This window comes from Sphingomonas sp. BK345 (assembly GCF_014193845.1).
GTDB lineage: Bacteria > Pseudomonadota > Alphaproteobacteria > Sphingomonadales > Sphingomonadaceae > Sphingomonas.
Genome location: NZ_JACHZX010000001.1, coordinates 277,083 through 288,640, shown reverse-complemented (window position 1 = coordinate 288,640; position 11,558 = coordinate 277,083). Strand labels below are relative to the sequence as shown.

The window sequence follows — 11,558 nt, the reverse complement described above, 5'->3', positions numbered from 1 at the left end:
GGCGGAGGACCCAGCGTCCTGAGCCGGGAATGTCCGATGAGTGTCTGAGTAGGCGAGGCGACTCTCGCGCGATCGAGTGATGCCAGCGACGGTCGCGGGCGCAGCGAGCAGCGGCGTCGGCATGACGACAACGATGCGAAACGAAACAGGGGGCTAACATGAAGAGCTGTGCGTACCGCCGACTGCGTCAAACCCTCCTGATCGGCAGCGCGATCGTCTCGGCCGGCACAAGCGCGCAGGCGCAGACGATCGGCGCCAACGCCCCCACCGATGGTGCCGAGATCGCGCCATCGGACGCGGAAGGTGCCGACGTCGTCGTCACCGGTCTGCGCGCCGGCATCGAGCGTTCGCTCGCCGACAAGCGCCGCTCGATCTCGGTCGTCGACGTGATCTCGGCGCAGGACATCGGCAAGTTCCCCGACAACAACCTGGCGGAATCGCTCCAGCGCGTGCCCGGCATCACGATCGACCGTTCGGTCAACGGCGAGGGGCAGACGATCAACCTGCGCGGCCTCGGTCCGCAGTTCACGCGCAGCGAGATCAACGGCGGCACCGCGCTCAACGGCTTCGACTTCAGCGTCCTCGCGCCCGAGTTGTTCGCCAAGGTGACGGTCGAGAAGTCGCCGACCGCCAGCACCGTCGAGGGCGGGCTCGCCGGCACGATCCTGCAGGAGACGCCCAAGCCCTTCGACATACCCGGGCTTCGCGTCACCGCGACCGGCGGGGTCACGATCGGGCAGAAGGGCAAGGCGATGCCGCGCCTGTTCGGGCTGGTCAGCCAGAACTGGGACGACCGCTACGGCATCACCGTCGCCGCGGCCTATTCGAAGACCGACTTCCGCACCAACGAGGTCGACTTCGGCCCCTGGGTGCCGTTCCGCAACATCGCCTCCGCCGACGTGCTCGCCACCGCGCCGGCGACGCTGCTCGACGCCGCCACGCCCCGCACCACGGCCTTCTACAGTTACCAGCAGAAGCGCGAGAATCTCGGCGTCACTGTCGCCGGGCAGGCGCGCCCGACCGAGCGGCTCGAGCTGACCGCCGACTTCCTCTACGCGCGGCGCAAGGGGACGCAGATCGACGATCGCCCCGACGCGCCGATCGAGGGGACCAGCTTCTTCGCCGACGGCACCAGCGCGCCGGGCAATCAGGCGCCGACCGACTATGTCGTCGAGAACGGCGCGGTCACCCAAGCGACCTTCCGCAACATCCAGAACCGCGTCGGCTACAGCTACCAGCCGCAGGAGAACAAGGTCTATCAGGGCACGCTGCGCGCCAAATGGGAGGCGGCCGACCATCTGACGATCACGCCGGGCTTCAGCTACGCGCACCAGCGTTCCAGCAACGAGCTCGACCTCTATTCCTTCGCCGCCTACGGCGCCGACGTGACCTATCGCGTCGACGGCGACGTGCCGCAATTCTCCTCGACCGCCACCGACTTCAGCAGCAACCCCAATCGCTTCGGCTACAACGTCTTCATCTTCAACCGCGCGGTGAACACGATCGACGAATATGTCGGTCGCGTCGACGCGACCCGCGAGTTCGAGGGGGTGCCCGGCCTAGCCAGCATCCAGGCCGGCGCGCGCTACACCCACCGCACCTCGCGCCAGCAGGCGCGCAACGTCGGGCTGTACAATGGCGCCGAGCTGCTCGGCGCCAGCCCGCTCGGCCTCGGTGCGTTCGCCGCCACGCTGCCGTTCAGCGTGCGCAACGCGACCACGCCCGATCGCATCCTCTCGGTCGATCGCGCGAAGCTGATCCAGACGATCTACCCGGGGCTCGACCCGTTCACCTCGGACCAGTTCGCGACCGATCCTCAGGGTGACCAGCTCAACTCCTTCCAGGTGGTGGAGCAGACCTACGGCGGTTACCTCCAGGGCAACTTCACCATGGGTGCGCTTTCCGTCAACGCCGGGCTGCGCGTGATCGTGACGGACACGTCGTCGGACGGCTTCGGTCTGATCGGCACCGAGCTGACCCCGAGTAACGTCGACGCGCGCTACACCAACTTCCTGCCGGCGATCAACGCGCGCTGGGAAGTCGCGCCCAACATGCTGATCCGCGGCACCTACTCGCGCGCGATGACCCGCCCGACGCTCGATCAGCTGAGCCCCGCGACGACGATCAACTCGGGGCCGCGCACCGGCAACCGCGGCAATCCCAATCTCCGCCCCTATCTCGCCGACCAGGAAGATCTCGGCTTCGAGTGGTATTTCCACCCGGGTGCGCTCTTGACTCTCAACGGCTTCGCCAAGCAGATCGGTTCGCTGATCTCGCAGACGACCGTCTCGGAGCTGGCCAGCTTCCCCGATCAGGAGACCGGCCTGCCGACCAGCGGCATCATCGCCTTCACTCAGCCGACCAACGGTGACAGTGCGACGATCCACGGGCTCGAAGCGGGGCTTCAGTCGCCGTTCTTCTTCCTGCCCGGCGCGCTGAGCTACTTCGGCACGATCCTCAACTTCACCTATGCCGACAGCAAGGCCAGCGTGCGCAGCGCCGACGGCGTGTCGCGCACCACGCCGCTGCCGGGCCTGTCGAAGAAGAGCGCCAATGCGGTGCTTTATTATGATCATGCCGGGATCGACGCGCGGCTCGCCTATGCCTGGCGCAGCGCCTATCTGCGCGACGACAACGTGGGGCGGCAGTTCGGCGCCGAGCGATACGTCCGCGACTACGGGCAGCTCGATTTGTCGGTGAACGCCTTCGTCACGCGCAACGTCCAGCTCGGCTTCAACGTCAACAACCTGCTGGATACGCAGCGCAAGGAGTATATCCTGATCGGCAGCGGTGCGGAGCTGCCCGCCAGCTTCCTCGAACAGGAGCGCCGCTTCGTCCTGACCGCCCGCCTGATCATGTGAGCGTGACGACGGGCCGGCGCGGTATCGCGCGCGCCGGCCCGTCGACCCGGGTCACTGCCGCGACGTGAACTGCGCCTTGACCCGCTCGGCGCCTTCCATCACGCGCAGCACGTTGCCGCCGGCCAGCTTGGCGACGTCCGCGTCGGACCAGCCGCGGCGCATCATCTCGGCGAGCAGCGCGGGATAGGTCGACACGTCGCCGAGTCCCTGCGGCAAGGTCGCGCCAACGCCGTCGAAATCCGAGCCGAGCCCGACGTGATCGACACCCGCGACCTTGGCGACATGAGCGATATGATCCGCCACCTGCGACAGCGTCACCGCCGGGGCTGGATGCGCTCGTAGCCAGGCGGCGTAATCCGCCGCCGCCTTGTCCGGCTGGCCGATGTCGAGACCGTTGTACGGCGGCGAGTTGAGCCGCGCCTTCTCGGCCAGCGAGTCGGCGGACCAGCGGCGGTAGGCGTCGGCGACATAGCCAGGCGCATAGTCGACCATCACCACGCCGCCGTTGCGCGCCACCAGCCGCAGCACGTCGTCCGACACGTTGCGCGGGTGGTCGTTCAGCGCGCGCGCCCCCGAGTGCGAGAAGATCACCGGCGCGCGCGTCACCGCCAGCGCGTCGCGCATCACCTTCTCGCTGACATGCGACAGGTCGACCAGCATGCCGAGCCGGTTGAGCTCGAGCACCACCTTTCGCCCGAAGTCGGTGAGGCCGTCATGGCGCGGATCGTCGGTGGCGGAGTCGGCCCAGTCGATCGTGCGCGAGTGGGTGAGGGTGAGATAGCCCGCGCCCAGTGCGGCATAGGCGCGCAGCACCGAGAGGCTGCCGTCGATCTGGCCGCCGCCCTCCACGCCGATGAGGCAGGCGATCAGCCCCGCGGCGTGCGCGCGGCGCACGTCGGCGGCGGTGCGTGTCAACGCGAACGTGTCGGGGTAGCGGTCGGCGAGCGAGCGGACGAGATCGATCTGCTCGAGCGTCTGCTCCACCTGCTCCTTGCCGGGCAGGTCGGGCGACACCCACACCGACCAGAACTGCCCGCCGACCAGCCCGCGCCGCAGCCGCGCGATGTCGGTGTTGTAGGCGGGGTCGCTCGCGCCGAGGTCACGCAGGTCCATCGTCCAGCGCTTCTCGCCCTCGCGCTCGCGCAGCGCCTCGGGCCAGTCGTTGTGGCCGTCGATCAGCGGCGTTGCCTTGAGCACGCGCGCCACGCGGGCGGTATAGTCCTGCGCGGCGGCGGGCGTGGCGGCGAGCAGCGCCGCGGCGGCGAGCAGAGCGGCCCTCATCGGGCGCCTCCGCGGCGGCGCGGCGACGCGGGCGGGTCGTTCTCATTCTCGGCGCCCGCGCCGCGCTGGCCGTGGTGGAGAGTCAGCAGCGATTCCATCAGTTCCTCCTCGGCGCTCGACATCACCGCCAGCACCTCGGCCTCCTCGCAGCCCGTCGCGGCGAGATAGGCATGTCCCATGCTCGAGTCGATGTAGATCGCCTGACCGGGCTCGAGTGTGACCGGATCGTAGAATTCGGTCTGCACTTCCACCCGCCCGCTCAGCACGTAGAGGAACTCCTCGCCCGAATGACGCACCAGCTCGCCGAACTGCTCGGCCGAGCGGGCGCGGATCTTGGTGACGACCGGGATCATGCGCTTCCGCCGCAGCTCGGTGCAGAGGTAGTAATAGTCGTAGTTGGGCGTCTCCACGCGCACCGAATGCGCGACGTCGCCGAGGCTGCGTCGCGCGGTGACGGGCTGCGCCGCCTCCTCGCTCTCCTCGGCGAACAGGTCGGTCATGCGCATGCCGAGCCGCCGGGCGAGGACCTGCAACTTGTCATAGGTCAGCGTCAGCCGATCGTGCTCGATCTTGGAGAGGGTCGAGACCGGAATGCCGGACTTGGCGCTCATCTCCTTGAGCGTCCAGCCCTCGCGCGCGCGGAGCCCCTTGAGGAGCGCGCCCAGGGTCGGGGGCGATGTCGGCAAAGCGCGTCCTCCATGAGCCATTGACGAGGCGCCTAAACAGGATAACCTTGTCCTGATCAGGATGATACCTGAGGATAACGACAAGCGGAGGCGGCGGCAATGGGGACGGGACGGATGCTCGCGTGGGTGTCGGCGGCGCTCGGCGCGGCGGCGATCGCGGCGTTGGCGCCAGCGCAGGCGCCGGTGAAGCCGGGCGCGCCGACGGTGGCGCAGCCGGCCGCGCCCGCGGCACCGGTCACACCCACGGTCGGTCGCGCGCTCACCGGCGAGGACGTCACCGCCTGGCTCGACGGCTACATGCCGTATGCGCTGCACAGTGGCGACATCGCGGGCGCGGTGGTGACGGTGGTGCGCGACGGCCAGGTGATCGCGGCGCGCGGCTACGGCTATGCCGACGTCGCGAAGCGCCGTCCGGTCGATCCGAACCTCACCCTCTTCCGCCCTGGCTCAGTATCCAAGCTCGTCACCTGGACCGCGGTGATGCAGCAGGTCGAAGCCGGGAAGCTCGACCTCGACGCCGACGTCAACCGCTACCTCGATTTCGCCATCCCCGCCTTTCACGGGCAACCGATCACGCTGCGCCAGATCATGACGCACACCGCCGGGTTCGAGGAGGCGAACAAGAAGCTGATCACCTATGACGCGCGCGACGTCGAGCCGATCGGCGCCTATCTCAAGCGCCACGTCCCCGCGCGCGTCTACGCGCCGGGTACGACCCCGGCCTACTCCAACTGGGCGACGACGCTGGCGGGCTATATCGTCGAGCGGGTCAGCGGCGTGCCGTTCGACGACTATGTCGAGCAGCGCATCTTCCGCCCGCTCGACATGCGCACGGCGAGCTTCCGTCAGCCGCTGCCGCCGCGGCTGCGCGGGCTGATGGCCGAGGGCTATCCGCTCGGCTCGGGCGATCCCAAGCCGTTCGAGATCGTCGTGCCCGGTCCGGCGGGGTCGCTCTCCGCCTCGGGGCTCGACATGGCCAAGTTCATGATCGCGCACCTCGACGGCGGGCGCGGCGTGCTGCGTCCGGAGACCGCGGCGCTGATGCACGACAGCCCGCTCGCCAAGGTGAACCCGCGATCGCTGATCCCGCCGCTCAACCGCATGGAGCTCGGCTTCTTCGAGACCAACATCAACGGTCGCCGCGTGATCGCGCACCTGGGCGACACGAATCAGATGCACACCTCGCTTCACCTCTTCCTGGCGGAGCGCACCGGGCTGTACGTTTCGTTCAACTCGGCCGGGCGCGACGGCGCGGCGCATGTCGCGCGCGGGCAACTGTTCCAGGACTTCGCCGACCGCTACTTCCCCGCCGCGACTCTGCCCGCCGGGCGCGTCGACACGGCCACCGCGCGCCGGCACGCCGCGGCGCTCGCCGGCCACTGGCAGGTGAGCCGCTCGTCCTTCACCAACTTCGTCGACATCGCCAACCTGTTCGGCCAGGCCGAGGTGGGCGCCGACGCGCAGGGCCGGCTCGTCATCCCCTCGGTCAAGGGCGCCAACGGCGTGCCGGTCACCTGGGTCGAGGTCGCGCCGTACGTCTGGCGCGATCCCGCCGGACACGACCGGCTCGCGGCGCAGCTGGTCGACGGGCAGCCGGTGCGCTGGAGCTTCGACCTCGTCTCGCCCTTCATGGTGTGGGACCGCGTGCCCGCCTACCGCGACGCCGCTTGGCTGCTGCCTGCGCTCTACGCCAGCCTCGTCGTATTACTGCTGACCGCGCTGTTCTGGCCCGCGAACTGGTACCTGCGGCGCCGCTACCAGGCCGCCGCGCCGCTCGCCGGGGTGCCGCTGCGCGCGGCGCGCGCTGCGCGGGTGATGGCGCTGGCGGTGCTGCTGGTTCTGGGCGGCTGGTTCTGGTTGATCTCGGTGCTGTTCGGCGACAGCGCGCCGGGCGACGCCTCGGTGACGTTCCTCCAGATCGCCAGCATCGTCGTGTTCGTCGGCGCGGTCGGAATCGCGGGCTGGAACGCGGTCGTGACGCTCCGCGGCGGCCGGCCGTGGACGCGCAAGCTGTGGGCGGTGCTGCTGCTGGTCGCCACGTTGGCGGTGCTGTGGGTCGCGGCGGCCTTCCACCTGCTCGCGCTGACGGTGTTCTACTGATGCTGCGGCTCGCCACCGAGACCGCGACGCTGCGGCTGGCACAGCCCTTCCGCATCTCAGGCTATGTCTTCGAGACTGCCGAGGTGCTGGTCGTCACGCTCGACGACGGCACCCACCAGGGGCGCGGCGAGGGCGCCGGCGCCTATTATCTCGGCGACGATGTCGCGAAGATGCTGGCCGACGTGGAGGCGGCGCGCGCCTCGATTGAGGCGGGGCCGACGCGCGAGCAGCTGCGCGCGCTGATGCCCGCGGGCGGCGCGCGCAACGCCGTCGACGCCGCTTTGTGGGACCTGGAGGCGCGACGCAGCGGCACGGCGGTGTGGCAGCTCGCCGGGCTGAGCGAGCCGCCGCGCCCGATCGTCACCACCTTCACCGTCAGCGCCGACACGCCCGCGGCGATGGCGGCGGTGGCGCGCGGCTACGCACGGGCGCGCTCGATCAAGGTGAAGCTGACCGGCGAGCTGGACCTCGACCTCGCGCGCGTCGCCGCGATCCGTGCGGCGCGCCCCGACGTGTGGCTCGGCGTCGACGGTAACCAGGGCTTCGCGCGCGCCGAACTCGACGCGCTGGTCGCTGGCCTGCTGCCGCACCGCGTGTCGCTGCTGGAGCAGCCGCTCGCCCGCGGCGCCGAGGCGGCGCTCGACGGCTACCGCTCCGCCATCGCGATCGCGGGCGACGAGAGCCTGCTGACGCTCGCCGACGTCGCCGGCGCGGTCGGGCGCTTCGACGTGGTCAACATCAAGCTCGACAAGTGCGGCGGGCTCACCGAGGGGCTGCTGATGGCCGCCGCGGCGCGCCGGCTCGGGCTGGGCGTGATGGTGGGGACGATGATTGGCACCAGTCTCGCCACCGCGCCCGGCTTCGTGCTGGGCCAGCTCGCCGACCTGGTCGACCTCGACGGCCCGACCTTCCTCGCCGAAGACCGCGCGCCGGGCGTGCGTTACGACGACGGCCTGCTCTACGCCGGCGCCGAAATATGGGGCGGGTGAGCGCCGCGCCGCCCGCGCCGACCTGGTTCGGTCAGCCGCGCGGGCTGACGGTGCTGTTTCTCACCAACATGTGGGAGCAATTCTCCTACTATGGGATGCGCGCGCTGCTGGTCTATTACATGACCAAGCAGCTGATGCTGGGGCAGGCGCAGGCCTCGCTGATCTACGGCGCCTACACCGCCTGCGCCTATTTCACGCCGATCCTGGGCGGGGTGATCGCCGACCGGCTGCTCGGCAAGAGGCGCGCGATCGTGCTGGGCGGCGCGATCATGGCGCTGGGCCATTTCATGATGGCGTTCGAGCCGCTCTTCTACGTCGCGCTGGTGACGATCGCGCTCGGCAACGGGCTGTTCCTGCCGAGCCTGCCGAGCCAGATCGACGACCTCTACGCCCCCGGCGACCCGCGCGTCGGCTGGGCGTACAACGTCTATTATGTCGGCGTGAACATCGGCGGCTTCCTCGCGCCGCTGCTGTGCGGGACGCTGGGTGAGCTGTACGGCTGGCATTACGGCTTCGGCGCCGCCGGGGTCGGCATGGTGGCGGGGCTGGGCATCTACTTATGGGGGCAACGCTACCTGCCCGCGACTGCGCGCGCCGCGCCGGTGCGCCACGCCGCGCCGCGCGGCCGCTTCACGCGCGAGGTGGCGCTGCTGCTGGTCGCGGTGGCGCTGTGCGTCACCATCTTTCGCGCCGCCTATGAGCAGGTCGGCAACACCGTGGCGCTCTGGGCGGACAGCGGGGTCGATCGCCGCGCCGGCGCCGCGATCGTGCCGATGACCTGGTTCCAGTCGCTCAACCCGCTGTTCGTGATGGCGTTGACCCCGCCGCTGCTGGCGCGGTGGCGGCATCGCGCCGAGCGCGGCCGCGCGGAGCGGCCGGTGCGGCGTATGGCGGTGGGTGCGCTGATCGTGGCGGGCGCGTATCTCCTGCTCGCCGGGCTGGCGGCGCGCGGAGGTGCCTCGCACTGGCTGTGGCTCGCGCTGTTCTTCGCGCTGCTCACCGTGGGCGAGCTGCACATCCTGCCGACCGGTCTGGGGCTGTTCGCGCGGCTCGCCCCCGCGGGGCTGGGCGCGACCACCGTGGCGGCCTGGTACCTCGCCACCTTCGCGGGCAGCCTCGCCGCCGGGCTGGTCGGCACCGCCTGGACCGCGCTGGGCCACGGCGCCTTCTTCCTGCTGCTCGCCGGTCTGGCCGCGTTCGCCGCGGTGCTGCTGGCGGCGGTCGACCCGGCATCAATCCAAGTGATCAGAACGGGCGAGCGGAGCTAATTTGCGATTGACTATTCTCCAATCAGGACATTAGCATCCTAATTGGCAACATCGAGGGGGAAGCGATGGGGAACATTCGTCGTAGCGCGTCGGTCGCGAGCGCGCTGGCGCTCTTCCTCGGCGGGGCAGCGGCGGCGCAGCAGGCGTCACCAGACGCCGCGCCGCCCGAGCGTGAGGCCGCGCAGGTCGGCGACATCATCGTCACCGCGCAGAAGCGCGAGCAGCTCCTGTCGGACGTGCCCCAGTCGATGTCGGTGCTGGGCGGCGAGGCGCTGGAGCAGCGCCAGGCGCGCACCATCGCCGACTATGCCGCGCTGGTACCCGGCCTGTCGTTCGAGTCGGGCAATCCCGGCCAGACCCGCGTCGTGCTGCGCGGCATCAACGCCGGTGGCGCCAGCCCGACGGTCGCGGTCTATCTCGACGACACGCCGTTCGGCTCGAGCACCGGCCAGACCAACGGCGCGACCTTGGCGGGCGACTTCGACACGTTCGACATCGAGCGGCTGGAAGTGCTGCGCGGGCCGCAGGGCACGCTCTACGGCGCCAACTCGCTGGGTGGCGTGGTCAAATATGTGACCGTCGCCCCCAAGCTGGGCAAGTGGGAGGCGCGCGGGCAGGGCGGCGCCGAGACGGTGCGCGACGGCGGCACGGGCTATTACGGCAACGCGCTGGTCAACGTGCCGCTCGGCGACGCGGTGGCGCTGCGCGCGAGCGGCTTCTACCGTCGCAGCGCGGGCTATATCGACGCGATCGGTATCGCCGACGAGGACGTCAACCGCGCGCGCAGCTACGGCGGCCGCGCCTCGCTGCTGCTCAAACCGAGCGACCGGTTGTCGCTGCGGCTCACCGCGGTGTTGCAGAACATCGAGGTCGACTCGCGCAACGCCTTCGACGCCGATGCGGCGACGCTGCGCCCGATCACCGCCGACCCGTTCACCGGCGCGAGCACCGGCGGGCGCGAGGTGCGCTACCAGCTCTTCCCCGATCGCAACGAGGTGAGCTACCGCCTCTACACCGGCACGCTCGACTATGACCTGGGCTTCGCCAGCTTCACCTCGGTCACCAGCTACAGCCGCCAGGTCGCGACCGACCGGAGCGATGTGTCGTACAACGATCTCGGCGGGATCACCCTGGCGCAATATGCGTCCTCCGCGATCTACGGCCTCGTGCCCGACGCTTACGGCATCTACTATCCCAACCGTTCGACGCAGAAAAAATTTACCCAGGAGCTGCGGCTCGCCTCCAACGGCTCCGCCACGCTCGAGTGGCTGGTCGGAGGCTATTACACGCGCGAGCCGGGGCAGCTGTACCAGCGCTATTACCCGTTCGACACCGCGACCGGCCGCCCGGTCACCCCGGTGCCGGAGATCCCCGGCTTCAACGGCCTGGTCCTCGCGCAGCTGGACTCGACCTACAAGGAGTTCGCCGGCTTCGGCAGCGCGACGCTGCACTTCAGCGACACGTTCGACCTCACCGCGGGCGGCCGCTACAGCCACAACGACCAGCGCACCACGCAGACGCTCGACGGCGCGCTGTTCGGCGGTCCGTCGCAGAGCCGCGCGACCTCCAAGGAGGGCGTGTTCACCTGGTCGGTGTCGCCGCGCTACGCGTTCGCGCCACACAGCGAGGTCTACGCACGCGTCGCCAAGGGCTATCGCCCCGGCGGCCCCAACGTGGTGCCGCCTGGCGCCGGCCCCGACTATCCGCTCCAGACCGACGCCGACACGCTGATGAGCTACGAGGCCGGCATCCGCGCCGAGACCGCCGACCGGACCTTCGGCATCGACCTGTCGGGCTATTATCTCGATTGGGACAAGACGCTGATCGTCGCGACCTTCCAGACCGACGCCGGGCCGATCTCGGCCGACGCAAACGGCGAGGGCGCGCGCAGCTACGGCGTCGAGGCGACTGCGACGCTGCGCCCGACGCGCGGCTTCACCGTCACCACTACCGTCGCCTACAACAACACGCGGCTGCGCGGCGACACCTCGAACGGCGGGCGCGACGGCGACCAGCTGCCGTTCGCCCCGACCTGGAACGCCAACGTCTCGGCTGAATATAGCTGGGACTGGGACGGCGCGCGGCCCTATGTCGGCGCCGATGTGTCGACGGTGAGCGACCGGCTCGGGAATTTCGACGCGGCCTATCGCGACCTGTTCGGTCGCCGAATCACCTTCGACGGCTATACCACCGCCAGCCTGCGCGCCGGCGTGTCGCTGGGGCGGTTCGACCTGTCGGTCTACGCGCGCAACATCGGTGACTCGCGCGGGCTGATCTCGGCCGGGACCTATCCGACCCGCCCCAACGGCGCGATCGAGGTGAGCCCGATCCAGCCGCGCACGATCGGCGCGACGCTGGGCGTCGGGTTCTGAT

The 11,558-nt window shown here is 69.9% G+C and carries 7 protein-coding genes; 5 read left to right on the top strand and 2 right to left on the bottom strand.

Annotation, left to right across the window (positions count from 1 at the left end; translation table 11 throughout):
* Positions 1-158 precede the first annotated feature (158 nt).
* Entirely contained in the window at positions 159-2,861 is a 2,703-nt protein-coding gene (locus tag FHY03_RS01315; RefSeq protein ID WP_183928246.1) for a TonB-dependent receptor, read from the top strand.
* Positions 2,862-2,912: 51 nt separating this feature from the next.
* On the opposite strand, the gene FHY03_RS01310 is transcribed toward FHY03_RS01315, so the two are convergent.
* Positions 2,913-4,142: a dipeptidase gene (locus FHY03_RS01310; protein ID WP_183921258.1), complete on the bottom strand. Its 1,230-nt coding sequence runs from the start codon at positions 4,140-4,142 to the stop codon at positions 2,913-2,915.
* Positions 4,139-4,849, bottom strand: coding sequence for an XRE family transcriptional regulator (locus tag FHY03_RS01305; RefSeq protein WP_183928244.1), 711 nt, complete (start codon positions 4,847-4,849; stop codon positions 4,139-4,141). The genes FHY03_RS01310 and FHY03_RS01305 overlap by 4 nt, the downstream gene beginning before the upstream one ends.
* 93 nt (positions 4,850-4,942) lie before the next feature.
* Between FHY03_RS01305 and FHY03_RS01300 the strand changes: the two genes are divergently transcribed.
* The 4 genes from FHY03_RS01300 (at position 4,943) to FHY03_RS01285 (ending at position 11,557) form a co-directional block, all read left to right on the top strand.
* Positions 4,943-6,928 (top strand): serine hydrolase, encoded by a 1,986-nt coding sequence (locus FHY03_RS01300; protein ID WP_260158598.1) that lies wholly within the window; start codon positions 4,943-4,945, stop codon positions 6,926-6,928.
* The gene (locus FHY03_RS01295; RefSeq protein WP_183928241.1) at positions 6,928-7,917 is read left to right on the top strand and encodes a dipeptide epimerase; all 990 of its coding nucleotides are present in this window, start codon (positions 6,928-6,930) and stop codon (positions 7,915-7,917) included. Before FHY03_RS01300 ends, FHY03_RS01295 begins: the two co-directional genes overlap by 1 nt.
* Complete coding sequence (locus tag FHY03_RS01290) at positions 7,905-9,185, top strand: peptide MFS transporter (protein WP_183928239.1); 1,281 nt, start codon at positions 7,905-7,907, stop codon at positions 9,183-9,185. Before FHY03_RS01295 ends, FHY03_RS01290 begins: the two co-directional genes overlap by 13 nt.
* A 65-nt stretch (positions 9,186-9,250) precedes the next feature.
* Complete coding sequence (locus FHY03_RS01285; protein ID WP_183921253.1) at positions 9,251-11,557, top strand: TonB-dependent receptor; 2,307 nt, start codon at positions 9,251-9,253, stop codon at positions 11,555-11,557.
* Position 11,558 lies beyond the last annotated feature (1 nt).

What these genes read in the sequence shown, in the direction of transcription:
- FHY03_RS01315 (WP_183928246.1), top strand. Translation starts at nt 159, where the DNA reads ATGAAGAGCTGTGCGTACCGCCGACTGCGTCAAACCCTCCTGATCGGC.
- FHY03_RS01310 (WP_183921258.1), bottom strand. Translation starts at nt 4,142, where the DNA reads ATGAGGGCCGCTCTGCTCGCCGCCGCGGCGCTGCTCGCCGCCACGCCC.
- FHY03_RS01305 (WP_183928244.1), bottom strand. Translation starts at nt 4,849, where the DNA reads ATGGCTCATGGAGGACGCGCTTTGCCGACATCGCCCCCGACCCTGGGC.
- FHY03_RS01300 (WP_260158598.1), top strand. Translation starts at nt 4,943, where the DNA reads ATGCTCGCGTGGGTGTCGGCGGCGCTCGGCGCGGCGGCGATCGCGGCG.
- FHY03_RS01295 (WP_183928241.1), top strand. Translation starts at nt 6,928, where the DNA reads ATGCTGCGGCTCGCCACCGAGACCGCGACGCTGCGGCTGGCACAGCCC.
- FHY03_RS01290 (WP_183928239.1), top strand. Translation starts at nt 7,905, where the DNA reads ATGGGGCGGGTGAGCGCCGCGCCGCCCGCGCCGACCTGGTTCGGTCAG.
- FHY03_RS01285 (WP_183921253.1), top strand. Translation starts at nt 9,251, where the DNA reads ATGGGGAACATTCGTCGTAGCGCGTCGGTCGCGAGCGCGCTGGCGCTC.